This is a genomic window from Streptomyces sp. NPDC051219 (genome assembly GCF_040682335.1).
Taxonomy (GTDB): Bacteria; Actinomycetota; Actinomycetes; order Streptomycetales; family Streptomycetaceae; genus Streptomyces.
In genome coordinates, this window is record NZ_JBFBAS010000005.1 from 59,488 (window position 1) to 85,145 (window position 25,658).

General features: G+C 71.2%; 23 protein-coding genes and 1 pseudogene. 7 read left to right on the forward strand and 17 right to left on the reverse strand.

All coding sequences use genetic code 11. The features are described 5' to 3' along the window. Nucleotides 1–16: 16 nt before the first annotated feature. Nucleotides 17–145: pseudogene (locus AB0M62_RS08570) on the reverse strand (amine oxidase); the annotation flags it as partial. 345 nt (nt 146–490) lie between these two features. Here AB0M62_RS08570 and AB0M62_RS08575 point away from each other — a divergent pair. Beyond that, nucleotides 491–2,059: an amino acid permease gene (locus AB0M62_RS08575; protein WP_366073368.1), complete on the forward strand. Its 1,569-nt coding sequence runs from the start codon at nt 491–493 to the stop codon at nt 2,057–2,059. Here the strand turns inward: AB0M62_RS08575 and AB0M62_RS08580 are convergent. Then, nucleotides 2,044–2,226 carry a hypothetical protein gene (locus AB0M62_RS08580; RefSeq protein WP_366073369.1) on the reverse strand — a complete coding sequence of 61 codons (183 nt, stop codon included), beginning with the start codon at nt 2,224–2,226 and terminating at the stop codon, nt 2,044–2,046. The two genes, AB0M62_RS08575 and AB0M62_RS08580, sit on opposite strands and share 16 nt — an antisense overlap. 179 nt (nt 2,227–2,405) lie before the next feature. Here AB0M62_RS08580 and AB0M62_RS08585 point away from each other — a divergent pair, with 179 nt between their 5' ends. Beyond that, complete coding sequence (locus tag AB0M62_RS08585) at nt 2,406–3,344, forward strand: RluA family pseudouridine synthase (RefSeq protein ID WP_366073370.1); 939 nt, start codon at nt 2,406–2,408, stop codon at nt 3,342–3,344. A 30-nt stretch (nt 3,345–3,374) separates the two neighbouring features. Here AB0M62_RS08585 and AB0M62_RS08590 read toward each other — a convergent pair whose 3' ends face one another. After that, a complete protein-coding gene (locus tag AB0M62_RS08590) occupies nt 3,375–4,007 on the reverse strand; it encodes a helix-turn-helix domain-containing protein (RefSeq protein WP_366073371.1) in 633 nt (210 codons plus the stop codon). Nucleotides 4,008–4,284: 277 nt separating this feature from the next. Between AB0M62_RS08590 and AB0M62_RS08595 the strand changes: the two genes are divergently transcribed. From AB0M62_RS08595 to atzF, 4 genes are read left to right on the forward strand one after another with little or no spacing between them, the layout of a single operon-like run. Continuing rightward, a complete protein-coding gene (locus AB0M62_RS08595) occupies nt 4,285–5,124 on the forward strand; it encodes an urea amidolyase associated protein UAAP1 (RefSeq protein ID WP_366073372.1) in 840 nt (279 codons plus the stop codon). Further along, nucleotides 5,121–5,735 carry an urea amidolyase associated protein UAAP2 gene (locus AB0M62_RS08600; RefSeq protein ID WP_366073373.1) on the forward strand — a complete coding sequence of 205 codons (615 nt, stop codon included), beginning with the start codon at nt 5,121–5,123 and terminating at the stop codon, nt 5,733–5,735. Before AB0M62_RS08595 ends, AB0M62_RS08600 begins: the two co-directional genes overlap by 4 nt. Further along, nucleotides 5,732–9,292: an urea carboxylase gene (gene uca / locus AB0M62_RS08605; protein ID WP_366073374.1), complete on the forward strand. Its 3,561-nt coding sequence runs from the start codon at nt 5,732–5,734 to the stop codon at nt 9,290–9,292. The genes AB0M62_RS08600 and uca overlap by 4 nt, the downstream gene beginning before the upstream one ends. After that, a complete protein-coding gene (gene atzF / locus AB0M62_RS08610; RefSeq protein WP_366073375.1) occupies nt 9,289–10,950 on the forward strand; it encodes an allophanate hydrolase in 1,662 nt (553 codons plus the stop codon). The genes uca and atzF overlap by 4 nt, the downstream gene beginning before the upstream one ends. A 108-nt stretch (nt 10,951–11,058) precedes the next feature. Here the strand turns inward: atzF and AB0M62_RS08615 are convergent, their stop codons facing one another. The 11 genes from AB0M62_RS08615 to AB0M62_RS08665 all read right to left on the reverse strand — a co-directional run bounded on the left by AB0M62_RS08615 (nt 11,059) and on the right by AB0M62_RS08665 (nt 22,229). Then, nucleotides 11,059–13,893, reverse strand: a complete 2,835-nt coding sequence (locus tag AB0M62_RS08615) for a DEAD/DEAH box helicase (RefSeq protein WP_366073543.1) — start codon at nt 13,891–13,893, stop codon at nt 11,059–11,061. Nucleotides 13,894–13,998: 105 nt separating this feature from the next. Further along, nucleotides 13,999–14,955 carry a twin-arginine translocase subunit TatC gene (tatC, locus tag AB0M62_RS08620; RefSeq protein WP_366073376.1) on the reverse strand — a complete coding sequence of 319 codons (957 nt, stop codon included), beginning with the start codon at nt 14,953–14,955 and terminating at the stop codon, nt 13,999–14,001. A 62-nt stretch (nt 14,956–15,017) separates the two neighbouring features. Continuing rightward, nucleotides 15,018–15,311 carry a Sec-independent protein translocase subunit TatA gene (gene tatA / locus AB0M62_RS08625; RefSeq protein ID WP_366073377.1) on the reverse strand — a complete coding sequence of 98 codons (294 nt, stop codon included), beginning with the start codon at nt 15,309–15,311 and terminating at the stop codon, nt 15,018–15,020. Nucleotides 15,312–15,519: 208 nt separating this feature from the next. Next, nucleotides 15,520–15,717: a hypothetical protein gene (locus tag AB0M62_RS08630; RefSeq protein WP_366073378.1), complete on the reverse strand. Its 198-nt coding sequence runs from the start codon at nt 15,715–15,717 to the stop codon at nt 15,520–15,522. 17 nt (nt 15,718–15,734) lie between these two features. Then, nucleotides 15,735–15,989: a hypothetical protein gene (locus AB0M62_RS08635; protein WP_366073544.1), complete on the reverse strand. Its 255-nt coding sequence runs from the start codon at nt 15,987–15,989 to the stop codon at nt 15,735–15,737. A gap of 14 nt (nt 15,990–16,003) precedes the next feature. After that, on the reverse strand, nt 16,004–16,960 hold the full coding sequence (locus AB0M62_RS08640; RefSeq protein ID WP_366073379.1) for a WYL domain-containing protein: 957 nt from the start codon (nt 16,958–16,960) through the stop codon (nt 16,004–16,006). A 15-nt stretch (nt 16,961–16,975) separates the two neighbouring features. Beyond that, nucleotides 16,976–17,932: a WYL domain-containing protein gene (locus tag AB0M62_RS08645; RefSeq protein ID WP_366073380.1), complete on the reverse strand. Its 957-nt coding sequence runs from the start codon at nt 17,930–17,932 to the stop codon at nt 16,976–16,978. 150 nt (nt 17,933–18,082) lie between these two features. Next, nucleotides 18,083–18,454 (reverse strand): FKBP-type peptidyl-prolyl cis-trans isomerase, encoded by a 372-nt coding sequence (locus AB0M62_RS08650; RefSeq protein ID WP_366073381.1) that lies wholly within the window; start codon nt 18,452–18,454, stop codon nt 18,083–18,085. Between the two features lie 45 nt (nt 18,455–18,499). Beyond that, nucleotides 18,500–19,480 (reverse strand): FKBP-type peptidyl-prolyl cis-trans isomerase, encoded by a 981-nt coding sequence (locus tag AB0M62_RS08655; protein ID WP_366073382.1) that lies wholly within the window; start codon nt 19,478–19,480, stop codon nt 18,500–18,502. Between the two features lie 118 nt (nt 19,481–19,598). Beyond that, nucleotides 19,599–20,960: a Pup--protein ligase gene (pafA, locus tag AB0M62_RS08660; protein WP_366073383.1), complete on the reverse strand. Its 1,362-nt coding sequence runs from the start codon at nt 20,958–20,960 to the stop codon at nt 19,599–19,601. 9 nt (nt 20,961–20,969) lie between these two features. After that, nucleotides 20,970–22,229, reverse strand: a complete 1,260-nt coding sequence (locus AB0M62_RS08665) for an MFS transporter (protein WP_366073384.1) — start codon at nt 22,227–22,229, stop codon at nt 20,970–20,972. A 65-nt stretch (nt 22,230–22,294) separates the two neighbouring features. Between AB0M62_RS08665 and AB0M62_RS08670 the strand changes: the two genes are divergently transcribed. Next, nucleotides 22,295–23,335: a LacI family DNA-binding transcriptional regulator gene (locus AB0M62_RS08670; RefSeq protein WP_366073385.1), complete on the forward strand. Its 1,041-nt coding sequence runs from the start codon at nt 22,295–22,297 to the stop codon at nt 23,333–23,335. Nucleotides 23,336–23,543: 208 nt separating this feature from the next. On the opposite strand, the gene prcA is transcribed toward AB0M62_RS08670, so the two are convergent. The 3 genes from prcA to AB0M62_RS08685 all read right to left on the reverse strand — a co-directional run bounded on the left by prcA (nt 23,544) and on the right by AB0M62_RS08685 (nt 25,596). Next, on the reverse strand, nt 23,544–24,290 hold the full coding sequence (gene prcA / locus AB0M62_RS08675; RefSeq protein WP_366073386.1) for a proteasome subunit alpha: 747 nt from the start codon (nt 24,288–24,290) through the stop codon (nt 23,544–23,546). Nucleotides 24,291–24,358: 68 nt separating this feature from the next. After that, entirely contained in the window at nt 24,359–25,204 is an 846-nt protein-coding gene (gene prcB / locus AB0M62_RS08680) for a proteasome subunit beta (protein ID WP_366073387.1), read from the reverse strand. A gap of 173 nt (nt 25,205–25,377) precedes the next feature. Continuing rightward, nucleotides 25,378–25,596 carry a ubiquitin-like protein Pup gene (locus AB0M62_RS08685; RefSeq protein ID WP_129796966.1) on the reverse strand — a complete coding sequence of 73 codons (219 nt, stop codon included), beginning with the start codon at nt 25,594–25,596 and terminating at the stop codon, nt 25,378–25,380. Nucleotides 25,597–25,658: the final 62 nt, after the last annotated feature.

A 25,658-nucleotide genomic window follows, 5' to 3' on the forward strand; every position in this document is an offset into this window, starting at 1 on the left:
GGGGCACTCGGCCGCGGCAGGACGGCATCAGGTAGTTCCAGGATGCGCGGGCGCCCCGGGTGCGCGGCAGCACACTCGCGTCCGTGTGCAGCAGGGTGGGGTTGCGGGAATGGGTGAACGCGCCGAGCAGCCGGCGCTCCTCTTCCCTCTGACAGGCGGCGCACCGCCCGCACGGGCAGCACGCAGGCGGCCGTCAGTCCCGCGACTCCGCCGCCCACCACCGCTGTCCGCCGGCGTTCCCCACTCATACCGCTCCCCTCCGGTGCGTTTTCGGGCACCGCCCATCGACGGCTATTCGGAGCTGCGCCGGGAGTGGATTGGTCGGCGGGACGATCATTCTGGCGGCGGTGAGGGTTGCGGGGAGGGATGCGGTGAGGGGTCCGGGAGCGAGTGAGGACTTCGGCGCCGGGCGGACACGGATGCGTCACGCCGCCGAAACAGGCCGTCCCTAATTTCTGTCACCCGACAGGAATCAGCGACAGGGGCTGCCATGACCGCCACCGCACCCACGGACGTACGACCTGATCCGCCTGAGGCCGGCCCGAGCGACTCGGCCGCGCTGGCCGGCTTCGGCTACCGCCAGGAACTGCGCCGCAGCATGGGGCGGTACGCCAGCTTCGCCGCCGGTTTCTCCTTCATCTCCGTCCTCACCACCGTCTTCCAGTTCTTCGCGTTCGGCTTCTCCTTCGGCGGCGCGGCGTTCTTCTGGACCTGGCCGGCCGTACTCGCCGGTCAACTGCTCGTCGCCGCCTGCTTCGCCGAACTGGCCGCCCGCTACCCGCTGTCGGGCGCCATCTACCAGTGGTCGACCCGGCTCAGTACCCCGGCCTTCGGCTGGTTCGCAGGCTGGATCATGGTGATCGGCCAGGTGGTGGTCGTCGCCGCGGCAGCCCTCGCCCTCCAGGTCGTCCTGCCCGCGATCTGGTCCGGCTTCCAGCTCGTCGGTGGCGACCCCGCACCCACCTCACCGACCGGCGCCGCCAACGCGGCGCTGCTCGCGGTCGGCCTGCTCGCCCTCACCACCGCTGTCAACCTGCTCGACAACCGCGTCATGTCGGCCGTCAACCGGGTCGGCGTGACCGCCGAGATCGTCGGCGCCGTCCTGATCGTGGTGCTGCTGCTGACCCACACCGAGCGCGGCGCGGGCGTCACCCTGCACACCGGTGGCCAGGGCGGGGCGATCGGAGCGCTGCTCGTCGGCTCGTTCACCGCGGCGTACGTCCTCATCGGCTTCGACAGCGCGGGCGAACTGAGTGAGGAGACCCGCAGCCCCCGCCGCACGGCCCCGCGCACGATCCTGCTCGCCCTTGCCGCGGCCGGTCTCCTCGGCGGACTGCTCCTGTTGGGCGGAGTGCTGGCCGCACCGAGCCTCACCGACGGCCGGCTCGCGACCGAGGGCCTGTCCTACGTGCTGACCAGCAGCCTGGGCGACGGGGTCGGCAAGGCCCTGCTCGCCGATGTGGTGGTGGCGATCGCGGTGGCCACTCTCGCCATCCAGACGGCCGGGGCCCGGATGCTCTTCTCCATGGCACGCGACGGTGTGCTGCCGTTCTCCACCCGGCTCGCGAAGGTCTCCCCGCGCACCGGAATGCCGGCCGGCCCCGCTCTGGTCGTCGGGGCGGCCGCCGCCGCTCTGGGCCTGCTGAACCTCGCCTCCCCCGAGGCCTTTCTCGCGATCGGCACGACGTGCATCGCGATGCTCTACCTCGCGTACGCGATGGTGACCGGTCCGATGCTGGTCCGCAGACTCCGCGGTGGGTTCACCCCGGACGCAGGCGCGGACGAGGCGGGCAAACCCCTGTTCTCGCTCGGCCGCTGGGGCCTGCCGGTGAACGCGCTGGCTTTCGCGTACGGCGTGGGGATGACGGTCAACCTGGCCTGGCCCCGCGCCGCGGTGTACGACCCCGAGGGCGGCCACTGGTACTTCCAGTGGTTCACGACGCTGTTCCTGCTCGTCAGCGTGGGGCTCGGAGCGGTGTGGCGGGCGTGGCGCGCACATCGAGGGCCCTCGGCCGAGGCCGAGGGCGGTTTCCGCCCCGCACGTCAGCCGCGCTCGTAGGACTCCTGGGCCTCGATGACATGGTCCAGCACTGCCTCTTGGGCGCGGATTCCGCTGCCCTCGGGGGAGTCGCACCTCAGGGCGGGAAGCACGTCGGCCTTGGTGCGGAGGTCGTCGTAGTCCATGCGGGCGATGGACTCGGCGGCGCGATCGATGTCGAGTGTCATGATCATCACAGGCCTTCGGAGTACGTACACCAAGTGTAGGGACGGGGTCCGGACCCATGTCGAGGGCTTGGGTCTCTCGCTTGGAGCAGGCGGATCAGAGACCCTGGGCGCGACGGCAGCGCCCGGACTGCCTCCCGAGTGGCCCGGGCCCGTCGCAGGGCCTCGTACGCTGGGCGGTGATGAGACGCAGACCCAGGGTGCCCCCGCCACCCCTCCCCCAGCGGGACGGAGTCGACCCGGTCCGGCTGAGGCTTCCCCTCGCCGGACCGTGGGCGACCGTGCGCGATCACCTCGTCGAACGGCTGCCGAAGGGCGCCGCGGTGATCGACGCCATGATGCGCGACGGCGCCGTCGTCGGGGTGGACGGGCCCATCCCGCCCGGGGCGCCGTTCGCGCCCGGGGCCTACGTGTGGTTCCACCGGGAGCTGCCGGACGAGGTACCGGTGCCGTTCGGCATCGAGGTCCTCTACCGCGACGAGCACCTGGTGGTCGCCGACAAGCCGCATTTTCTGGCTACCATCCCCCGCGGCAGCCATGTGGCCGAGACAGCCCTGTCGCGGCTGCGCAGGGATCTCGCACTGCCCGCGCTCAGCCCCGCGCACCGGCTTGACCGGCTCACCGCCGGGCTGGTGATGTTCACGGTACGGCCCGAGGACCGTGGCGCGTACCAGTCGCTCTTCCAGGAGCAGCGAGTACGCAAGGAGTACGAGGCGGTCGCCCCGTACGATCCGGAGCTCACCCTCCCCAGGACCGTACGCAGCCGGATCGAGAAGGTCCGCGGAGTCGTCGCCGCGCGGGAGATTCCCGGCGACCCCAACAGCGAGAGCCTGATCGAACCGGCGGAGCGCCGCGGCGGGCTGGGCCGGTACCGGCTCACGCCCACGACCGGCCGTACGCATCAGCTGCGGGTGCACATGAACGCGCTGGGCATTCCCATTCTCGGCGACCCGGTCTATCCGGTGGTCACCGACCCCGCCCGGGACGACTTCCGACGGCCTCTGCAACTCCTCTCCCGGGCGATGGAGTTCAGCGACCCGATCACCGGACGCGCCCACCGGTTCGAGAGCTCCCGCTCGCTGGGGGCGTGGACCTCGTACGAGGAGTGGTCAGCCGGCTGACGGCGGCCGGGCATCCCGGGGGCTGTCCGGTCACTCCCAGGGGACACCCGCGATGCGCAGCGCCGCGTCCGCGGTCGCCTCGGCGAAGGCGGCAACGGGACGGTCGGGGTCGGAGCGGTGAATGAGGATGACGCTCTCGATGAGCCCGAAGACCAGGTCGGTACGGAGCGCGAGCCCATCCTTGTCCAGCGCGGCGCCCGGCGAAGTGGCGGCCAGCAACTGCCCGTAGGCCTCCTTGAGTTCGGTCCGGACGCGATGGAATCCGGCGAACCGTTCCGCGCGTACTTCGGGGAGGAGGTAGAGGCCGCCCAGATTGTGCCGGCCCCCGCAGAGCAGCTCGACGTCCGAACGGCACAGCTCCCACAGGCGGGACTCCGCGGAGGCTTCGTGGTCGGCGAGCAGGCGGCGGGCGAGGGCGAGCGAAGGAGCGACCGTGGATTCGAGGAGCTCGGCGAGGAGTTCCTCCTTGCCGGTGAAGTAGTGGTACATCGTGGCCTGCCGCATACCGGCGCGTTCGGCGACGGCGCGGGTCGTGGTGGCGGCGTACCCGCTCGTCGTGAACAACTCGGCCGCCGCGGCGAGCAGTTCTTCACGGGCCGGCAGCCCGCTGTCCGCCCGCTGATCGGCGCGAGGCCGTCCGACGCGTCTTCCTGTGGTGCCCATGGTTCCGATCGTCGCACAGCGGCGACCGTACGGATCTTGCCTCCGCCCGGCCCGTCCCGTCCCGCCGGTACCGGCCAGGCCCGGCCGGCCCCGGACACGACACCGGTCGCCACGCCGTCCCCGCACCGTACCGGCATCCGTCGCGACGTCCCCGCCGACCGGCCCCCCGCGTGAGCGCCCGGTAACCCACGCGCAACGGCCGGGCAACGGGCCCGACTCGGCCGCCTCCTAATTTCTGTCGTGCGACAGAAATTACCGCCGAGCCGGAGGTCGAGCCATGGCGACAGCCACGACGTACGGGGCACGGGACCACGCCCGCGCCCAGGAGGCCCAGGAGCGCGCCCGCACCGGGCCCCAGCCCGTGGTACCGGCCCGTGAGTGGCCCGCGCCGCCCGCCGGGACCGCCGCGCAGCAGCTCGTCTGGGCGGAGACCGTGGCGGGCGGCAACTACACCCACCGGGTACTGGCCAGGGGCACCGAGCTGCGCCTGACCGACCTGGCGGGGGATGCCTGCGCCCACCTGCTGCTCTTCGTCGCCGACCGGCCCTGGGAGCGGCTCAACACCGCTGACACGGTCAAGGTGCAGTGGAACGCCTACCTGGGCGAGGGCCGGCTGATCCTCTCGGACCAGGGGCGCGTGCTCGCCTCGGTGGTCGTGGACACGTCCGGCCGCCACGACGCCCTCTGCGGCACCTCGACGCTGGTGAGGAACACCGAGCGGTACGGAGACGGCACTCCGCAGTCCGCCTCCCCCGCCGGCCGGGAGCTGCTGAAGGTCGCCGCGCTCAAGAACGGTCTGGCGCCGCGCGATCTGCCGCCCTCCGTGTCCTTCTTCCAGGGCGTGGAGGTGCGGCAGGACGGCTCGCTGGACTTCACCGGTACGGCCGGCCCGGGCGCCTCGGTGGTCCTGCGTGCCGAGCAGGACCTGACCGTACTGATCGCGAACGTCCCGCACCCGCTTGACCCCCGGCCCGCCTACACCTCGACGCCGCTGGAGGTGCTGGCCTGGCAGGCACGGCCGACCGCCCCGGGCGACCCGCTGTGGGAGGCGACCCCGGAGGGACGCCGTGCCTACGCCAACACCGCCGACTTCCTCGCCTCCAGGGGGCTCTCATGACCGTGGCGACCGACGTGCCCGCCCGCGCCGCCTGGTCGGCATACGTCCGCGAAGGCGAACAGCTCACCCTCACCGACCTGCACGGCAACCAGGCCGTGGACTTCCTGGTGTACGACGCCCACGACACGGGCGTCCGCTACAGCGTCCCCGACACCGTCCAGGCACAGGGGAACATCTTCCTGACCACCGGCAGCGTGCTGCTCTCCAACGAACACACCCCGCTGATGACGGTCACCGAGGACACGTGCGGCCGGCACGACACGGTGGGCGGCGCGTGCTCCAAGGAGTCCAACACCCTGCGCTACGGCCACCACACCTGGTCGCAGCACGCGTGTGTCGACAACTTCCTCGCCGAGGGGGCGCGTTACGGCCTCGACAAGCGCGATCTGGTCTCCAACATCAACTGGTACATGAACGTACCGGTCGAGAAGGACGGCACGCTCGGCATCGTCGACGGGATCTCCGCTCCCGGCCTGCGGGTCACCCTGCGGGCGGAGACGGACGTCCTGGTCCTCGTCTCCAACTGCCCGCAGATCAACAACCCGTGCAACGGCTTCGAGCCGACCGCGGTCCGGATGACGGTCGGCCCGGCCGGGGCGGGTGCCGCATGACCTTCGACACGCTGCTGGTCGCCAACCGGGGTGAGATCGCCGTCCGCATCATCCGTACGGCCCGCCGGCTCGGCCTGCGTACCGTGGCCGTCTTCTCCGACCCCGACCGGCCGTCGCCCCATGTGCGGCTCGCCGACGAGGCGGTACGGCTGGGTCCGGCGCCCGCCAAGGAGTCCTACCTCGACGCCGATCTCGTTCTGAAGGCGGCGAAGGACACCGGCGCCGGTGCCATCCACCCCGGCTACGGCTTCCTCTCCGAGGACGCTGAGTTCGCCCGGCGCTGCGAGGACGCCGGAATCGTCTTCGTCGGCCCGTCGCCGGCCCAACTCGAGCTGTTCGGTGCCAAGCACACCGCCCGCGCCGCAGCCGAGGCCGCCGGTGTCCCGATGGCGCCGGGTACCGGGCTGCTGCCCGACCTCGCCGCCGCGCTGGCGGGCGCCGAGGCCGTCGGCTACCCGGTGATGCTCAAGGCCACCGGTGGCGGGGGCGGCATCGGCATGCAGGCCTGCCACGACGCGGCCGGCCTGGCCGATGCGTGGGAGCGGGTGCAGCGCGTGGCCGCGGCGTCGTTCTCCTCGGCCGGAGTGTTCCTGGAACGGCTGGTCGAGCGCGCCCGCCATGTCGAGGTGCAGGTCTTCGGCGACGGCCTGGGAAAGGTCGTCACCCTCGGAGACCGCGACTGCTCCCTCCAGCGCCGCAACCAGAAGGTGCTGGAGGAGGCACCGGCGCCCCGTCTGCCCGCATCCGTACGTACCCGACTGGCCGCGAGCGCCCGTGAACTGTGCGCGTCGGTGGGCTACCGGTCGGCCGGGACGGTCGAGTTCGTGTACGACGCCGTCCGCGAGGACGCGTACTTCCTCGAGGTCAACACCCGCCTCCAGGTGGAACACCCGGTCACCGAGGAGATCTACGGCGTAGACCTCGTCGAATGGATGCTGCGGCTCGCGCAGGGCGACACGGGCGTGGTCGCCGATCCCGGGCCTCCGCGCGGCCACGCCGTGGAGGCCCGCCTCTACGCCGAGGATCCGTCCCGGGACCACCGGCCCGGCGCAGGACTCCTCACACGAGCCGCCTTCCCGCCCGGCGTCCGGGTGGACACCTGGGTGGAGACCGGAACCGAGGTCACCACCGCATACGACCCGATGCTCGCCAAGGTCGTCGCCTACGGCGACGACCGGGCGCAGGCGCTGAACCGACTGGACGCGGCCCTCGCCGAGACCCGGCTGGACGGCATCGAGACGAATCTCGGGCTGGTACGGGCGGCCCTGGGCCACGCCGCCGTCCGGGCGGCCACCCACACCACCGCCACCCTCGCCACGGTCGCCGATCCCACGCCCCGTATCGAGGTGACGGCCGCCGGCACCCTCACCACCGTCCAGGACTGGCCCGGCCGCACCGGCTACTGGCACGTCGGGGTCCCGCCCTGCGGCCCGATGGACGATCTCTCCTTCCGCCTCGGCAACACCGCGCTCGGCAACAACGAGGGCGCGCCCGGCCTCGAATGCACCCTCCAGGGGCCGGCACTCCGCTTCACCCGGGCCACGACCGTCTGCGTCACGGGAGCGCCCGCCCCGGTCACGGTCGACGGGGCGGCCGCCCCGCAGTGGGAGCCGTTCACCGTGCCCGCCGGGGCCACACTCGTGGTCGGCTCCCCCACACACGCGGGCCTGCGCACCTATGTCCTCTTCGCGGGCGGCGGCCTGGACGTCCCGGGCTTCCTGGGCAGCGCGTCCACCTTCACGCTCGGCGGGTTCGGCGGTCACGGCGGCAGGGCCCTGCGTACGGGCGACGTGCTGCACGGCGGCGCGCGGCGTCCCGGCCGCACCCCGGTTCCGCACACCGCGCGGCCGTCCTTCGCCACCGTCTGGAACATCGGCGCGGTCGAAGGCCCGCACGCGGCGCCGGAGTTCTTCACCGAGGACGACATCCACGAGTTCTACGCGGCCGAGTGGAAGGTGCACTTCAACTCGGCGCGTACCGGCGTCCGCCTGGTCGGGCCGAAGCCGCGCTGGGCCCGCCCGGACGGCGGCGAGGCGGGCCTGCACCCCTCCAACATCCACGACACGCCCTACTCGGTCGGCGCGGTCGACTACACCGGCGACATGCCGGTCCTGCTCGGCCCCGACGGCCCCTCGCTCGGCGGCTTCGTCTGCCCGGCCACGGTCGTCTCCGGACAGCGGTGGAAGCTCGGCCAGCTCCGCCCCGGCGACACCGTACGCTTCGTCCCCGTCACCGCGGCCGCCGCGCTGTCCCTCCGCCGCGCCCCCGCCGCCGAACCGGTCGCCGACCGGCCGGCGATCGTGGACGGCGGCATTCTCGGACGGGGCCCGGACGTCACGTACCGCCGCAGCGGCGACGACAACATACTGGTCGAGTACGGTCCGATGCAGCTCGACCTGGCCCTCCGGATGAGGATCCACGCGCTGGCGGAGGCGCTGGCCGCACAGGACGTGCCGGGCATCACCGATCTGACCCCGGGCATCCGCTCCCTCCAGATCAAGACAGACCCGGACGTCCTCCCGCAGGACGAGGTCCTCGCCCTGCTCCGCGGCGTGGAGGCCGGACTCCCGCCCACCGACGCCCTGGTGGTCTCGTCCCGGACCGTCCACCTGCCGCTCTCCTGGGACGATCCGGCGACCCGGGAGGCCATAACCCGCTACATGACCGGTGTGCGGGACGATGCGCCGTGGTGTCCGTGGAACATCGAGTTCATCCGCCGTGTCAACGGCCTCCACTCGCCGGACGACGTCTACCGCACGGTCTTCGAAGCCGAGTACCTCGTACTGGGTCTCGGCGACGTCTATCTCGGGGCACCGGTCGCCACCCCGCTCGACCCCCGCCACCGGCTGGTCACCACGAAGTACAACCCCGCTCGCACCTGGACCGCGGAAAACTCGGTGGGCATCGGCGGCGCGTATCTGTGCGTCTACGGAATGGAGGGGCCGGGCGGCTACCAGTTCGTCGGCCGCACCACGCAGGTCTGGTCGGGGTGGCAGCAGCGCGGAGCGTTCGAGCCGGGCTCTCCGTGGCTTCTGCGCTTCTTCGACCGGATCAGGTGGTACCCGGTCGGCGTGGACGAACTCCTCGAACTGCGCGCCGACATGGCCGCGGGCCGCTTCGAACCCCGCATCGAGGAGGGTACTTTCGCCCTGGCCGAGCACCAGCGCTTCCTGGCGGACAACGCCGCTTCGATCGCGGCCTTCCGTGCCGGCCAGGCCACGGCGTTCGGCGCGGAACGCGACGCGTGGGAAGCGGCGGGAGAGTTCGCCCGCGCGGACGCGGCCGCCGCCCCGCCCGCTCCCACGCCCGACTTCACGGTCCCGCCGGGAGCCACCCTGATCGAGGCGGAGTTCGCGGCCTCGGTCTGGCAGGTGAATGTGAGCCCTGGAGACACGGTTCGGTCCGGCCAGCCGCTGCTGGCCCTGGAGGCCATGAAGATGGAGTCGCGCGTCCACGCACCGGTGAACGGTGTGGTGACCGAGGTCCTGGCCGCCCCGGGCACTCAAGTGGAGGCGGGGACACCGCTCCTGATCCTGACCACCGAGGAGGACCGATGACCGGCCCCACGCTCGCCCGCGTCCGCGCCGCCTACGACCGTCTCGCGGCCGTCGACCGCCCCGAGGTGTGGATCACGCTCCGTCCGCAGGCCGAAGCGGAGGCGGAGGCCCGCGCGCTGGACGAGCGGCGCGCAGCCGGAGAGCACCTGCCCCTCGCCGGGCGCACGCTCGCCGTCAAGGGCAATATCGACGTGGCCGGACTGCCCACCACCGCCGGGTGCCCGTCCTACGCCTACGAACCGGAGGCCGACGCACCTGTCGTGGGCCGGCTCAGAGCGGCGGGCGCGCTCGTACTGGGCAGCACCAACCTGGACCAGTTCGCCACCGGCCTGGTCGGCACCCGCTCCCCGTACGGCGCGGTACGCAACGCCATCGACCCGCAGCGCGTCGCGGGCGGATCCAGCTCCGGCTCGGCGGTCGCTGTGGCGCTCGGCATCGCTGACCTCGCGCTGGGCACCGACACGGCCGGCTCAGGCCGGGTCCCGGCCGCCTTCAACGGCATCGTCGGACTCAAGCCGACCCGGGGCCTCGTGCCCGCCGCCGGCGTCGTCCCGGCCTGCGCGAGCCTGGACTGCGTCAGCGTCTTCGCCCGCACACTGCCCGAGGCCGAACGGGCTCTCGCTGTGATGTCCGCGCCACCGGTCCGGGTACCGGGCCCGCAGCCGCCGCGAGTCCCCGGCCCCTGGCGCGTCGCCGTACCGGACACCGCACAGCTCGGCGAGCTGGACGAGGGCTGGGCCGCGGCCCATGAAGCCGCCGCGGCCCGACTCCGGGCGGGCGGCGCCGACCTGGTGCCCGTCGACCTCTCCCCCTTCACCGCCGCGGCGGCGATGCTGTACGAGGGCGCCTTCGTCGCCGAGCGCTACGCGGCGGTCGGAGACTTCGTCGACAAGCACGCGGGCGCCGCCGACCTGGACCCCACCGTGGCCCGGATCATCGGCAACGCCCGGGACATCCCGGCACACCGCCTCTTCGCGGACCGGGAGCGACTCGCCGGACTCCGCGCCGCGGCGATGGCGGCACTCGGCCAGGCGGACGCCCTGCTGCTGCCCACCACGCCCGGGCACCCCACCCTCGCCGAGGTCGCGGCGGATCCCGTCGGCGCCAACGCCCGCCTCGGCCGCTTCACCAACTCGGCCAATCTGTTCGACCTCTGCGCGGTCGCCGCCCCGGCGGGCGAAGTCGCCGGACTGCCCTTCGGGGTGATGCTGGTCGGCCCCGCCTTCACGGACGAGCGGCTCGCCCGGATCGCCGCCCTGCTCACCCCGGCCGTCCGCGTCGCGGTGGTCGGCGCCCACCTGACCGGCGGCCCTCTCAACCCCCAACTGCTGGCGCACGGCGCGACCTTGGTCGCCACCACCACAACCGCCTCCGCCTACCGGCTGTACGCCCTGCGCACCGACCCGCCCAAGCCGGGCCTCGTCCACGTCTGCGAGGGCCGGCCCGGCGGAGCCGCCATCGAAGCCGAGATCTGGGAGCTGCCCCGGGAGGGGCTCGGCGCGCTGACGGCCGCCCTCCCCCGCCCCATGGCGATCGGCCGTGTCGAGCTGGCCGACGGAACTACCGTGCCCGGCTTCCTCTGCGAACCGGCCGCCGTCGACGGTGCCGTCGACATCACTGAGTACGGCGGCTGGCGGGCGTACACCGCGCGCGCGTAACAACGGCCGGGGCGGCCGTACGCGATGCCGGCCGCCCCGGAAAGCCGCCGGCCGGCACCCTCGGGGTGCCGGCCGATGCGCAAACCGCCCCGTCGAGGGGCCGCCCGGTCAGCCGACCGAGCTGTACGCCACGACGCCGCGCAGCAGTGCGTCGACCGCCTTGCGTGCGTTCCTGGCTACCGTGCTGCCATCACTGGTGGACGGCGCCGCCGCCGCGATCTGCCCCAGCACATCGATGACCTGCTTGCTCCAGCGCACGAAGTCACCGGCCGGCATCTCCGCCTCGCGCAGGACCTCGTCGAGCCCCTTGCCGGAGGCCCACTGGTACGCCGCCCAGGCGAAGCCGAGGTCGGGCTCGCGCTGGCCGACGCCCTCCGCCTGGTTGATCTTGTGGTCCTCCTCCAGCGCGTCGAGGCGGCCCCAGATCCGGACCATCTCGCCGAGCGCGACCTGCGCCTTGCCCGTGGGCGTCTTGGGCACCACCGCGTCGTCGGACTGCCGCGACTCGTACACCAGCGCCGAGACGCAGGCGGCGAGTTCTGGAGGGTTCAGGCCCTCCCACACCCCGGCCCGCAGGCATTCGCTGGCCAGCAGGTCCAGCTCGCCGTACAGCCGGGCCAACCGCCTGCCGTGCTCGGTGACCTCGTTGCCACGGAGATAGTCCAGCTCGGTCAGGAGCGCGTGAATCCGGTCGAAGGTGCGGGCGATGGTGTTCGTCCGCCCCTCGATGCGCCGCTCCAGCTGCTTGGTGTCACGCTGCAGCCGGTGGTACCGCTCGGCCCAACGGGCGTGGTCCTCGCGCTCGTCGCAGCCGTGGCACGGGTGTGCGCGGATCTCCGTACGCAGCCGGGCGATGTCCCGGTCGTCGGCGGCCGCGGCCCGCTGCTTGCGGTGCCGCTCCGGTTCGATGTGGCCGGCCTTGCTCCGCAGGGCGGACGCCAGGTCCCGGCGGGACTGCGGGCTGCGCGCGTTGAAGGACTTGGGGATCCGCATCCGCTCCATCGCTTCCACCGGCACCGGGAAGTCCATCGAGGCGAGTCGCTTGACCTGCCGCTCGGCGGTGAGCACCAACGGGCGCGGACCGTCGTAATGTTCGAGGCCCCGATGGCCGTTGGTACGCCCGGCGGGCAGTCCGGGGTCCAGCACCAGTGCCAGCCCGGCGAACTTGCCCGCGGGTACATGGATGACGTCACCGGGCTTGAGCTTCTCCAGCGAGGTCGCGGCGGCGGCCCTCCGCTGCGCCACGCCCTGCTTGGCCAGTTCGGTCTCCCGGTCCTTCAGTTCGCGACGCAGCCGCGCGTACTCCTCGAAGTTCCCCAGATGGCAGGTCATGCCCTCGCGGTAGCCCTCGAGGCCCTCTTCGTTCTTCTGGACCTGCCGGGAGATGCCGACGACCGACTTGTCGGCCTGGAACTGCGCGAACGACGTCTCCAGCAGCTCGCGCGAGCGGTGCCGGCCGAACTGCTGCACCAAGTTCACGGCCATGTTGTACGAGGGCTTGAAGCTGGACCGAAGCGGATACGTACGGGTACCGGCGAGGCCCGCGAGCGCGCCCGGGTCCATGCCGCGCTGCCAGAGCACCACGGCGTACCCCTCGACGTCGATGCCGCGCCGGCCGGCCCGTCCGGTGAGCTGGGTGTACTCGCCGGGGGTGATGTCGGCGTGCTGCTCGCCGTTCCACTTGACGAGCTTCTCCAACACCACTGACCGCGCGGGCATGTTGATGCCCAGCGCGAGGGTCTCGGTCGCGAAGACGGCCTTGACCAGGCCGCGCACGAACAGCTCTTCGACGACCTCCTTGAACGTGGGCAGCATGCCGGCGTGGTGCGCGGCGATACCCCGCTCCAGGCCCTCCAGCCACTCGTAGTACCCGAGGACGTTCAGGTCCTCGCCGGGGATGGAGGCCGTCCGCTCCTCGACGATCTCGCGCACCCGCCGGCGCGCGTCCTCGTCGTTGAGCCGGAGTCCGGCGTGCATGCACTGCTGGACGGCGGCCTCGCAGCCGGCCCGGCTGAAGATGAAGGTGATCGCGGGCAGCAGGCCCGCGGCGTCCAGCCGCTCGATGACCTCGGGCCTGGCCGGGGTCCAGATCCTGTTGCGCTGCCGGCGCTCCCGCTCGCGGTCCGCTTCGCGCACCATCTTGCCGCGGCGCCGCTCGCGTGGGTTGTACGTGCGCTGGCTCTCCATCCGGGCCATGCGTACGAGGTCGGGGTTGACCTCGCGGCGCCCGGCACCGCGGCCGCCGTGGTCGGTCTCCTCCTCGAAGAGGTCGTACATCCGGCGGCCGGCGAGCACGTGCTGCCATAGCGGTACGGGCCGGTCCTCGGAGACGATCACTTCGGTGTCGCCACGGACCGTGTCCAGCCAGTCGCCGAACTCCTCGGCGTTGGACACGGTCGCCGACAGTGACACCAGGGTCACGGATTCGGGAAGGTGGATGATCACCTCTTCCCACACGGCCCCGCGGAAGCGGTCGGACAGGTAGTGCACCTCGTCCATCACGACGTACCCGAGGCCTCGCAGCGACTGGGAGCCCGCGTACAGCATGTTGCGGAGCACCTCGGTGGTCATCACGACCACCGGCGCGTCGGAGTTGACGCTGTTGTCCCCGGTGAGCAGGCCGACCTTCTCCGCGCCGTAGCGCTTCACGAGGTCGGTGTACTTCTGGTTGGAGAGAGCCTTGATGGGCGTGGTGTAGAAGCACTTGCGGCCCTGGGCCAGGGCGAGGTGGACGGCGAACTCGCCGACGATGGTCTTGCCCGAGCCGGTCGGGGCGGCGACGAGCACGCCCTTGCCCGACTCCAGCGCTTGGCAGGCCTCGATCTGGAAGGGGTCCAGCTCGAATTCGTACAGCTCGCGGAAGGGGGCCAGGGCGGTGGCCTCCTCGGCGGCGCGGATCCGGGCGGCGGCGTAGCGCTCAGCAGGTGAGAGGTCCTCGGTCATCTTGCTCACGAGCCTACCCGTCACCACTGACAGTCAGCGCGATCTTTATATGACCGGGGGTATCACCCGGACGGCGTCCCAGGTCACGCGACGGGACCGGGAAGGTCAGGTGACGTCGTCGTAACCGTTCAGCCGCTGTGCGCGACCGCCGTCGGCCTGTTCCGGCAGCGCCGGCGCCGTGACAACGGGCTCGATGGCACCGATCGTCTCGGGCGTGAGGTCGAGCGCGGAGGCCTCGTCGTCGGCGGGACCCGCCGCGTCGCGGGCCGCCCGGCGCCGGTCGTTGATCAGCGAGATGGCCGTGGCGGCGAAGTACAGCACCCAGATGGGGACAGCCAGCGCGAGCATGGTCAGCGGGTCCGTGCTGGGGGTGGCGATCGCGGCGAAGAGGGTGATGCCCATGATCATGGCGCGCCACCAGCCGAGCATCCGCCTGCCCGTGATCACGCCGCCGAAGTTCAGCAGCACCAGCAGGAGCGGCAACTCGAAGGAGAGGCCGAAGACGATGACCATGCGCGTCACGAGGTCGAGCAGATCGTCGAGGGGCAGCAGGTTGTCGACGCCGAACGGCGTGAACTCGATCAGGACCTTCGCGGTGGTCGGCAGTACCGAGTACGCGAAGTAACCGCCGAGCAGGAAGAGGGGGAAACCCGCGCCGACGAACGCCAGCGCGTACTTCTTCTCACTGTTGTGCAGGCCGGGGGCGAGGAAGGCCCACAGCTGGTAGAGCCAGATCGGCGAGGCGAGGACGACACCCGCCATGAGCGAGACCTTGAGCGCCAGGGTGAAGGGCGTGAGCAGACCGTTGATGGTGATCTGCGCGCAGGTGGTGTCCTTCGGCTGCTGGGCCAGCTCCGTGAACGACGAGGGACAGCCCACCGAGTCCAGGACCGGCTTGGTGAACAGGTTGATGATGTCGTTGTAGAAGAAGGCGGCCACGACCGTGATCGCGACAATCGCCAGCAGCCCCTTGGCGAGCCGGTTGCGAAGCTCACGCAGATGCTCCGCGAGCGGCATCCGCCCTTCGGGATCCTTCTCCTGCTTGCGGGCAGACTTGAGCAACCCACGTCCTCATCTCGTGCGGCAGGCCACCACCGGTCTCGGCGCCTGCATCGGCCCAGGTGTCAGCGCTTGGTCGAGTCGGTCGGCTCGCTGACCGGACGCGAGCTGGTCACGTCACCGGGCGCGGCCTGGATCGTGCGCGGTACCGCCTGGTCCTGGGAAGCGCCGGGTGCCGGGGGGTCGGCCGGAGCCGGCTGCTGGCCACCCTCGGACTTCATCGCCTTGGCTTCGCTCTTGAGGATGCGCGCGGACTTGCCCAGCGAACGAGCCATGTCCGGAAGCTTCTTCGCGCCGAACAGCAGGATGATGACGACGAGGATAAGAATGATCTCGGGAGCGCCGAGCCTTCCGAACATAAGCGTGTACCTTCTCACCGAGGGCGGCTGGGTGGGCTGTCGTGCCGCTAGGACAGTTGTCCTACCGTCGTTCTGGCAGCGATCGTAACCCGCGGGCGCGAACACGGGGCAATCCCCGTGTGTACTCCCGGCTACGGCCTGCGCCTCGCTTGCAGGTCGCGATCTTCAGCGTACCGCCCGTCGTCCCGCCGCAGGAGACCCCGGACGGCTATCGCAGGGCTTCGCCGGTGCGAGCCATGTCCGACGCGGCGCGTTCCAGGTCCTCCGCCGCGCGGTTGATCCTCCCCGCCGTCTCGGAGACCTGGCGGCCGAGCCGCCGCACCTCGACGAAGACCCTGATGGCCAGGGTGCCGAGTACGGCGATTCCGAGGAATCCCAGAGCGATTGCGAGCATCGGCCACAGCATGCGCAGAGCCTAGACGGTCAGACGGTGGAGTGGAGGCGCAGCGTCCGCACGCCGCCCCCGGTGAGCAGCTCGACGATCCGCTCGCCGGCAGGCTTGCGCACCGCCGATCCGCACTCGGGGCAGGTGAAGGAGTAGAAGGTGGTGCGGCGGCTGGCTCCGATCGCCAGCCGCAGGGCGCCCGCGGAGAGTTCGAAGCGCGCACTGCAGTCCGGGCAGGCGGCCTTGAAGAGGACCGGCCCCACCTGGGCCGACAATCCTGAAATGCCAGGCATCATGCGCACACCCCTCACTCCCGACCGTCGTACGCCGCGAGCCCCTCGCGGGCCGCTTGCTGTGCGCTGTCCGCGAGGTCCCGCGGGGACACGATCCGGCCGTCCCTGCCGAGCCGCAGCGCCAGCCGGCGCAGCGAAGCCGGGTCGGGGGTGCGCAGCGCGATCCGCAGCCCCCCGTCGGGCAGTTCCTCCGCGCTGTCGTGCGGGTAGTACTCGGCGACCCAGCGGCCCCCGGGGCCCACCTCGACGACCACCTCGGGGTCCTCGGCCGCGGGCTGCACCAGGCCCTCCGACAGATCACGCGGCTCGATGGCCGGCGGCTCGGAGGGCTCGTCGAGCAGCCGGATCTCCGCCACCCGGTCCAGCCGGAAGGTACGCCGCGCCTCGGAGAGCCGGCACCACGCCTCCATGTAGGTGTGGCCGACCGCGAACAGGCGGATCGGGTCGACCTCCCGCTCGGTGAGTTCGTCCCGGGCGGGCGAGTAGTAGCGCAGCCAGAGCCGGCGCCGCTCGGAGATCGCCCGGTCGACGTCGGCGAATACGCCGCCCTCGGACTCGAAGGTCACCGAGAGCCGGGAACTGGCTCCCGCGGCCTCACCCGCCGCGGCCTCCAGCTTGGCGGTGGCGCGCAGCAGCGCGTCCCGGTCGCTCGCGCGCAGCCCGGGAAGGGTGGCGACCGCGCGGGCGGCCACCAGCAGGGCGGTGGACTCGTCGGCGGCGAGCCGCAGCGGCTCCGCTACATCGTCGGGGTTGTGCCACCAGATGCGTTCGCCGTCGGTGTCGATGTCGAGGAGGTCTCCGCCTCGGAAACTCGTCCCGCACATCGGCAGGACGTCGAGGTCGGAGATCAGTTCGTCCTCGGTGATCCCGAAGGCGCGGGCGACATCGCCCACGCGCGCGCCGGGGCGCTCGCGGAGGTACGTCACCAGCGACAGCATCCGGCGGGTCTGGTCGATCGCGTTCGCAGCCATGCTTGTGCGGCCCCCTCAGCCCTTGGCCACGGCGCGCAGCCGGTCCACGACATCGGCCCGCAGATCCGCGGGCTCCAGTACGACCACGTCCGGCCCGAACTCGACGAGCCAGGCGTCCAGCCCGTGTCCGTACGGAATCTCCAACTCGTCCCAGCCGTCGCCCAGTTCCCGGGTGGCGGTCGCCCTCGCGCGCAGCGGGTACCCGGCGCCCGAGCGCAGCCGGATCACGGCGCTGCGGGTGGCGGTCTCGCCTGCCCAGCTCTCGACGGTCTCGCGAACGGTGGAGACGTCCGGCACGGGCGCGGTGAAGGCCCCGGCCCGGGAGCGGACCCGGCCGCTGATCCGGGAGAGCCGGAACACCCGCTCGGCACCTCGTTCGCGGTCCCAGCCCGCCAGGTACCAGTGGCCGCGCCAGCACTCCAGCGTCCAGGGCTCGACATGCCGGGGCTCGGGGCGTGCGGCGTTCGCCTTGCGGTAGTCGAAGACAACCGGCCTGCGGTCGCGGCATGCCAGCATCAGCGGCTCGAAGGCGGCCTCGTGCACCGGGATCCGCGGCTCGATCGCGCTGTGCTGCCCCTCATAGGGGTCCACGGCCTCGGGCATCCCCGCCGCGCGCAGCTTCTGCAGCGCGCCGGTTGCCGCTCCGGCGAGCCTGGCCTGCTGCCACACCTTGGCGGCGAGGCCGAGGGCCGCGGCCTCCTCGGCGTCCAGGGCGACGGGCGGAAGCCGGTTGCTGTCACGGCGTGCGAGGTAGCCGATATCGCCGTCGAGGTTCTCCACCGTCTCGATGACCAGGCCGAGTTCGCGGAGATCATCCTTGTCCCGCTCGAACATCCGGTTGAAGGAGTCGTCGGAACCGGCCTCCAGGTAGGCCTCGATGGACCCCCTCAGCTCGCGCTTGCTGAGCGGGCGCCGCGTCCCGAGCAGGCACAGCGCCAGATTCATCAGCCGCTCGGCCTTGGCAATGGCCATCGACGCCCTACACCTCTTCTGTTCGTATCATTTCCGCCCGTTGACCGTACCGCCCCGCGGTGTCGCGGCAAAGCGGTGCCCGGCGGCCCGAGGGCCCATGCCTTCAAGGCATGGGCCCTCGGTGTGCTGCGCCACGCTGCCGCGAACCGGTCAGACGCCGACCAGGTCGCACACGAAGATCAGCGTCTCGCCCGGCTTGATCCGGCCGCCCGCGCCACGGTCTCCGTACGCGAGGTGCGCGGGGATGGTCAGCTGGCGGCGGCCGCCGACCTTCATGCCCTGTACGCCCTTGTCCCAGCCCTGGATGACCTGGCCGACACCGAGCTGGAACTTCAGCGGGGTGCCGCGGTTCCAGCTGGAGTCGAACTCCTCGCCGGTGGAGAAGGCCACGCCCACGTAGTGGACGGAGACGGTGTCGCCGGCCTTGGCCTCAGGGCCGTCACCCTCCCAGATGTCCTTGATCTCCAGGTCGGCCGGCGGCTCTCCGCCCGGGAAGTCGATCTCGGGCTTCTCGATGCTCACGGAAATTGCTCCTTGTTCACTTACGTACGGGCAACCCGGACAGTCTTACAGAACAGCCAGGATGTCGAGCGAGAAGACCAGAGTGGAATTGGCGGGAATTTCGCCCGATGCCTTGTCGCCGTAGCCCAGCTCCGGCGGCACCACGAGCATCACGCGGCTGCCGACCTTCTTGCCCGCGAGCCCCTGCTGCCAGCCCTTGATCAGCTGCTGCAGCGGGAACTCGGCCAGCTCCCCGCGCTTGTAGGTGGAGTCGAACTCCTTGCCGCCGGCCCAGAGGACGCCCTTGTACTGCAGGAGCAGCGTGTCCGTGGCCTTGACCGGGGCGCCGTCGCCCTCGAGGACGTAGCCGGAGACCAGCTTCTTGGGCGCGTCCTTCTTCGGGACGTCGATCGAGGGCGCCTTGCCGTCCTTGTTGCTGCCGACCTTGGGGAGGTCGATGTTGTCCTGCGCGACCTCCTTGCCGTCGGCCGAGCTCTTGGCGTTGAAGGTGCCCGCGATGTCGACCACGAAGACGAGCGTGTCGGTGCCCTTGATCCCGCCCTGCGGGTTGCCCTGGCCGCCGTACCCGAGGGCCGGCGGAACCGCGAGCTCCACGCGGCTGCCGACCTTCTTGCCCACCAGCGCCTGGTCCCAGCCGGGGATCAGCTGGCCGACGCCGATGGGGTACAGGGCCGGCTTCCCGCGGTCGTACGAGTTGTCGAACACCTTCGCGGTGTCCCAGATCTGGCCGAGGTAGTTGAACTGGAGCTTGTCGCCCTTGGCGACCGTGGCGCCCGTGCCCTCGATCAGCGTCTTGACCGCGAGGTCCGTGGACGGCTTCCCGGGCCCCTTGGCGATGGTCGGCTTGTCGCCGAACTTCGTACCGGCCGTGACCGCAGGCAGCGGACCGTCGACGATCTTCGCCGTGGCAGGCGCCGAGGACGTCGGGGTGGAGTCGGTCTTTGCCTTGTCGGACTTGTCGTCGCCACAGCCCGCGAGCGTGAGCAGCCCGGCGGGCACGGCGAGGAGGAGGGAGCGACGGCGCACGGAAAGCCTCTATCTGGTCGGGGGGTAGATCTTGCGTGTGGGCGTGCGCGCCACTCTACGACGTGCCCGAGGCGCCGCACGTGAAACGTACGGCGCCTTGCGTCCGGTGCTGCTGCCGTCACATTCCGGCGATGAGCTTCTCCACCCGGTCGTCGACCGACCGGAAGGGGTCCTTGCACAGCACGGTGCGCTGCGCCTGGTCGTTGAGCTTGAGATGCACCCAGTCGACGGTGAAGTCCCGGCGCTGCTCCTGTGCCCGCCGGATGAAGTCACCGCGCAGCCGGGCCCGAGTGGTCTGCGGCGGCACCGATTTGCCCTCGAAGATCTTCAAGTCGTTGCAGATCCGGGCGGCTTGCCCCTTCTTCTCGAGCAGGTAGTAGAGCCCACGGCGGCGGTGGATGTCGTGGTACGCGAGGTCTATCTGAGCGACCCGGGGATGTGACATGGTCATGTTGTGCTTGGCCCGGTACCGCTCGATGAGCTTGTACTTGATCACCCAGTCGATCTCGGTGCCGATCCGGTCGAGATCCTCCGCCTCGATGGCGTCGAGGGTGCGTCCCCAGAGTTCGAGGACCTGTTCGACCGTACCGGTACGGATGCCCCGGCGGTCGACGAAGTCCACGGCCTTCTCGTAGTACTCCCGCTGGACCTCGAGGGCGGACGCCTCGCGCCCGCTGGCCAGGCGCACCTTGCGCTGCCCGGTGAGGTCGTGGCTGACCTCGCGGATCGCCCGGATCGGGTTCTCCAGGGTCAGGTCACGCATCACCGTGCCCGCCTCGATCATGCGCAGCACCAGGTCGGTGGCGCCGACCTTGAGCAGCATGGTGGTCTCGGACATGTTGGAGTCGCCCACGATGACGTGGAGCCGGCGGTAGCGCTCGGCGTCCGCGTGCGGCTCGTCCCGGGTGTTGATGATCGGCCGGGAGCGGGTAGTGGCGGAGCTGACCCCCTCCCAGATGTGCTCGGCGCGCTGACTGACGCAGTAGACCGCGCCCCGGGGGGTCTGCAGTACCTTGCCCGCCCCGCACAGCAGCTGCCGTGTGACCAGGAAAGGGATGAGGATGTCCGCGAGCCGGGAGAATTCTCCGTGCCGGGCGACCAGGTAGTTCTCGTGGCAGCCGTAGGAGTTTCCCGCCGAGTCGGTGTTGTTCTTGAAGAGATAGACGTCGCCCGCGATTCCCTCCTCGTGCAGGCGGCGTTCGGCGTCGACGAGCAGGCCTTCGAGGATGCGCTCGCCGGCCTTGTCGTGGGTGACCAGTTCGGTCACGTTGTCGCATTCGGGAGTTGCGTATTCCGGATGCGATCCCACGTCGAGGTACAGGCGGGCGCCGTTCCGCAGGAAGACGTTGCTGCTGCGGCCCCATGACACAACACGGCGGAAGAGGTAGCGCGCCACTTCGTCAGGAGACAGTCGGCGCTGTCCCCTGAACGTGCACGTGACGCCGTACTCGTTCTCCAGCCCGAAAATGCGGCGGTCCATGACTGAACATTACGCCTGATGCCCTGCTCTGAAACCGGGTTCGACGGCACCGTTTCGATCATTTTCCGATGAGTTCTTTTCATCGCGGCGATGCCCAGGAGCTGCGAGGACCTGCTGAGTGGCCATCAGAACCAGCAGTGCGGCAACTCCTCCGGCGCCCGCCACGGCGAAGCCCGCGGCGGTCCCGCCGAGTTCCACGGCCGGGCCCGCGGCCGCCGTACCGAGGGCGGCGCCGACCCCGAAGGTGGTCACCAGCCAGGAGAACGCCTCGGTCACCGTGCCCCTGGGAGCGTGCCGGTCGACCACGATGAACGCGCACGCGATGGCCGGCGCCAGGAAGACTCCGGCGACGGCCGCGAGCAGGGTCATCGCAGGCACACCAGGGGTGAGCGCCAGCGGGAGGTAGCCCAGCGCGAGGAGCGCCACGATCAACGTCAGCCGCCGCTCGGGGGCGCCTGCCCACTGTCTGGCCCCGTACACCACACCGCCGACCAGCGCACCGAGGCCGAGGGCCGCCATCAGCCAGCCGTACACCGACTGGTTGCCGTGGTCGTCGGCGTACGCGACGCCGGCGACGGTGATGGACCCCAGGGCGACGCCCACGAAGAAGAACGAGCCCAGCAGGGCGACGAGGCCGGGCGAGCGCAGGGCACCCAGCCAGTGGGCCTCACGGGGCGCGGAGCGCCATGCGCGGGAGGGCTCGGAGACGACCACGGAGAGTGCGCCGAGCACCCCGATGGCGTTGATGACCAGCAGCGCGGCGGCGGGCGACCACAGCGAGACGAGGAGCGTGACCAGCAGCGGGCCCACCGTGAACATGATCTCCTGGGCGACCGCGTCCATCGCGTAGGCGGCGTGCACCCGGTCCTCGTGCCTGAGCACGCTCGGCCACAGGGCCCGCAGGCCGCCCTCCAGGGGCGGTGTGAAGAGTCCCGCGACGGTGACGGCCCCGTAGGCCACCACGAGGGGATCCGTGCCCACAACGGCGAGCAGGGCCATTCCCAGAGCCGACACAACAGCCGACGGCAGCTGGACGCGCGGCTGGCCGTAGAGGTCCACAGCCCGGCCGAGCAGCGGCTGACCGACCGCGGTGGCCAGGCCGTACACGGCGGCGAGGGCTCCGGCGAGCGTGTAGCTGCCGCCCTCGGCCCGGGTGAACAGCACGATCGCGATATGGGCGGTGGCGTTCGGCAGCCGGCCCACGAGAGTGCCGGCGAGCAGCCGTGCCGCATGCCGGGTCCTGAGGAGCTCCGCGTATCCCGCGGCCATGTGCTGTCCCTTCCGCCCGGCGGTCCGCCGAGGTTTTACGTATAACGTCCGCAGTCATACGTACCATGTCCGCTGTCCGCAGGTCTACCCCGGAGGCACCAGTGACGAGGCCCACCAGCCGTGATGTGGCGCAGGCCGCCGGGGTCTCACAGGCGACCGTCTCGCTGGTCCTCGGCGAGAAGTGGCGGGGGCGTGTCTCTGAGCGCACGGCGGGCCTGGTGCGGGACGCGGCCCAGGAGCTGGGCTACCTGCCCAATCTGGCGGCCCGCAATCTCCGGCTGGGCCGCACCCGCACCGCACTGCTCGTCGTCCCCGCACTGACGAACGAGTTCTTCGCCCGCGTCTACACCGGCGCGGCCCGCGTCGCCGCCGAACACGACTTCGGCGTGGTGCTCTACCCCTCCCCCGAGGGCGTGGGCCCGGCCCGCGACCCCTTCGCCTCGGCACGGGCCGCCCTGGACGGCGTCATCGCCTCATCGATGGCGGCCGGCGCCCTCGGCGCGATCGGGGGCGCCGATCTGCCCCTGGTGATGCTCGACAGCGACCCGGCGGACACCGAGGCAGCCGCACTCGTCAACCTCGACATGGCCGACGGGATGCGGCAGGTGACGGCCCATCTGCTCGGCCTCGGTCACCGGCGCTTCGTCCATCTCGCCTCGGCCGTGGAGTCGTGGACCTTCGAGGTACGGGCCCGCGCGCTCGCCGGGGCACTCGGCGGGGTGCCGGGCGCGGTCGTGCGGTCCGCCCCCTCGCCGCTCACCGTGGACGGGGCCCGGGGGGCGGCCGAGGCGGCCCTCACCGGGCCCGGCCCGCGGCCCACGGCGGTCATCTGCGACGACGACATCCTGGCCGCGGGGGCCTGCAAGGCTGCCCGGCGACTCGGCCTGCGGGTTCCGGACGATGTCTCGGTGACCGGATTCGACGATCTGGCGCTTGCCACGGCGGTGGAACCGGAGCTGACCACGGTGCGGCTGCCCGCGGAAGAGGTCGGCGCGCGCGGTATGCGCGCCCTGCTCGCGGTCCTCGACGGCCGGCCACCGCAGACCGGCGACCTCCCGGTCGAACTGATCACCCGCACGTCGACGGCGCCACCACCGCCGGACTGAGACCGCACTGAGAAACAGCAGGACCGACAACGGCCGGCCCGAGAACAGCCGGGGAGGGAACCGCAGCGCGCCACCGCCGGGCCGACGGGCGCGCGGCAGCCCGACGCCTGCAGGCGGCCATGGCCTGAGCCTGCCCAAGGGGCACATCCGGACACAGCCGTGCCCCGGAGCCGCGACGCGGCGTCCGGGGCGCGGTATCGGCCGGGGGCTACTCCTCGGTGTCGGAGGGAGCCTCGGTCGGTTCGGTCGTCGCGCCTTCCGTCTCCAGCAGACGCGTGAGCTGACGGCCCACGATGCGCTTGAACTTCCGCTGCTGCGGGCGCGTCCGGTCCAGGACCGCGACCTCCAGCCGCTCCGCGGGGATCTCCCGCTCGCTGCCGTTGGTCTGGTTGGACAGGGCCTGGACGGCCAGCCTGAGCGCCTCGGCCAGCGTCATCCCGTCGCGGTGGCGCTGGTCGAGGAAGGTGCTGATCTGTTCGGAGTTCCCGCCGACCGCGACCGAGCCGTGCTCGTCAACGATCGATCCGTCGTGCGGCAGCCGGTAGATCTGGTCGCCCTCGGGAGCGCTGCCCACCTCTGCGACGACCAGCTCCACCTCGTAGGGCTTCTCGGCGGCGCTGGAGAAGATGGTGCCCAGCGTCTGCGCGTACACGTTGGCGAGTCCGCGGGCCGTCACGTCGTCACGGTCGTACGTGTAGCCGCGCAGATCCGCGTACCGGACGCCGCCGATGCGCAGGTTCTCGTACTCGTTGTACTTGCCGGCGGCGGCGAAGCCGATCCGGTCGTAGATCTCGCTGAACTTGTGCAGCGCACGGGACGGATTCTCGCCGACGAACACGATGCCGTCGGCGTACTGCATCACGACAAGGCTGCGCCCGCGGGCGATGCCCTTCCGGGCGTACTCCGCCCGGTCGGCCATGGCCTGCTGGGGTGAGACATAGAACGGCGTCGACACAGGCTATCCGTCCCTTTCTGTCAGTGGCGAGTGCATTGACGGCCTCCGCGTCCGCTTCCGCTCGCTCGTCAGAGCAGCGGGGCGCGGGGGCCGTCGGGCTGTTCGAGGCGCCGCTCGGTGATCGTGCGGGCGAGTTCGGAGGATTCCGCCTCGGTCAGCTTCCGGTAGCCCTCGTCGGTGATGACGGTGACGATCGGGAAGATACGGCGGGCCAGGTCGGGGCCGCCGGTCGCCGAGTCGTCGTCGGCGGCGTCGTACAGCGCCTGTACGACCAGCGTGGTGGCCTGCTGCTCCGTCAGGTCCTCGCGGTACAGCTTCTTCATCGAGCCGCGCGCGAAGATCGAGCCGGAGCCGGTGGCCGCGTAACCCTGCTCCTCGGACCGGCCGCCCGTGACGTCGTACGAGAAGATCCGGCCCTTCTCCCGGTCCACGTCCCAGCCCGCGAAGAGAGGGACGACGGCCAGGCCCTGCATCGCCATGGCGAGGTTGCCGCGGATCATCGTGGAGAGCCGGTTGGCCTTGCCCTCCAGGGAGAGCGTGGCGCCCTCCACCTTCTCGAAGTGCTCCAGCTCCAGCTGGAAGAGCTTGACCATCTCGACGGCGAGGCCGGCCGTCCCCGCGATGCCCACCGCGGAGTACTCGTCGGCCGGGAACACCTTCTCGATGTCGCGCTGCGCGATCATGTTGCCCATGGTGGCCCGGCGGTCACCGGCGAGCACCACTCCGCCGGGGAACGTCGACGCGACAATGGTCGTACCGTGCGGCGCCTCGATCACGCCCTTGGTGGGCGGCAGTACCCGCTTGCCAGGAAGCATCTCGGGCGAGTGGTCGGACAGGAAGTCCATGAACGAGGACGAGCCCGGCGTCAGGAAGGCAGCTGGTAGACGCCCGGTGCTACGAGTGTTGGCTTCCACGCGTTTCCTTCCGGATAGGCAGCGGCCCGCCCCCATGGGCCGAGCCGATTGATCATTCGAACTGTGCACGGACCTTACCCGTGTCCGTGTCCGTCATCCGCCCCGGTGCGACCGGCTTTCGCCGACGGCCCCGGGACGGACAACTGGCGGCCCCCCCAACAAAGTCCGGGGGGCTACTCCCCACCCTTCTGAACGAAGCTCCGAACGAAGTCCTCGGCGTTCTCCTCGAGGACGTCATCGATTTCGTCCAGTACGGAGTCGACGTCGTCCGACAGCTTCTCCTGGCGCTCCTTGAGGTCTTCCGCGGCCTGCGCTTCCGCAGCCTGCTCCTCGACCTCCTCGGTGGAGCGTGTCGCCTTCTGCTGTCCGCCGCCGGTGTCCTTGGTCGCCATCTCTACCTCACCCCGCTCGGTTCGCCCGCTCGATTCGAGATCGATCTCTCCAAGATCAGACC

What these genes read in the sequence shown, in the direction of transcription:
- AB0M62_RS08585 (WP_366073370.1), top strand. Translation starts at nt 2,406, where the DNA reads ATGAGACGCAGACCCAGGGTGCCCCCGCCACCCCTCCCCCAGCGGGAC.
- AB0M62_RS08645 (WP_366073380.1), bottom strand. Translation starts at nt 17,932, where the DNA reads ATGGCCATTGCCAAGGCCGAGCGGCTGATGAATCTGGCGCTGTGCCTG.
- AB0M62_RS08665 (WP_366073384.1), bottom strand. Translation starts at nt 22,229, where the DNA reads ATGGCCGCGGGATACGCGGAGCTCCTCAGGACCCGGCATGCGGCACGG.
- AB0M62_RS08670 (WP_366073385.1), top strand. Translation starts at nt 22,295, where the DNA reads ATGTCCGCTGTCCGCAGGTCTACCCCGGAGGCACCAGTGACGAGGCCC.
- AB0M62_RS08600 (WP_366073373.1), top strand. Translation starts at nt 5,121, where the DNA reads ATGACCGTGGCGACCGACGTGCCCGCCCGCGCCGCCTGGTCGGCATAC.
- pafA (WP_366073383.1), bottom strand. Translation starts at nt 20,960, where the DNA reads ATGGACCGCCGCATTTTCGGGCTGGAGAACGAGTACGGCGTCACGTGC.
- tatA (WP_366073377.1), bottom strand. Translation starts at nt 15,311, where the DNA reads ATGTTCGGAAGGCTCGGCGCTCCCGAGATCATTCTTATCCTCGTCGTC.
- AB0M62_RS08685 (WP_129796966.1), bottom strand. Translation starts at nt 25,596, where the DNA reads ATGGCGACCAAGGACACCGGCGGCGGACAGCAGAAGGCGACACGCTCC.
- AB0M62_RS08640 (WP_366073379.1), bottom strand. Translation starts at nt 16,960, where the DNA reads ATGGCTGCGAACGCGATCGACCAGACCCGCCGGATGCTGTCGCTGGTG.
- AB0M62_RS08590 (WP_366073371.1), bottom strand. Translation starts at nt 4,007, where the DNA reads ATGGGCACCACAGGAAGACGCGTCGGACGGCCTCGCGCCGATCAGCGG.
- AB0M62_RS08630 (WP_366073378.1), bottom strand. Translation starts at nt 15,717, where the DNA reads ATGCTGTGGCCGATGCTCGCAATCGCTCTGGGATTCCTCGGAATCGCC.
- AB0M62_RS08575 (WP_366073368.1), top strand. Translation starts at nt 491, where the DNA reads ATGACCGCCACCGCACCCACGGACGTACGACCTGATCCGCCTGAGGCC.
- uca (WP_366073374.1), top strand. Translation starts at nt 5,732, where the DNA reads ATGACCTTCGACACGCTGCTGGTCGCCAACCGGGGTGAGATCGCCGTC.
- AB0M62_RS08615 (WP_366073543.1), bottom strand. Translation starts at nt 13,893, where the DNA reads ATGACCGAGGACCTCTCACCTGCTGAGCGCTACGCCGCCGCCCGGATC.
- AB0M62_RS08580 (WP_366073369.1), bottom strand. Translation starts at nt 2,226, where the DNA reads ATGACACTCGACATCGATCGCGCCGCCGAGTCCATCGCCCGCATGGAC.
- AB0M62_RS08635 (WP_366073544.1), bottom strand. Translation starts at nt 15,989, where the DNA reads ATGCCTGGCATTTCAGGATTGTCGGCCCAGGTGGGGCCGGTCCTCTTC.
- atzF (WP_366073375.1), top strand. Translation starts at nt 9,289, where the DNA reads ATGACCGGCCCCACGCTCGCCCGCGTCCGCGCCGCCTACGACCGTCTC.
- AB0M62_RS08595 (WP_366073372.1), top strand. Translation starts at nt 4,285, where the DNA reads ATGGCGACAGCCACGACGTACGGGGCACGGGACCACGCCCGCGCCCAG.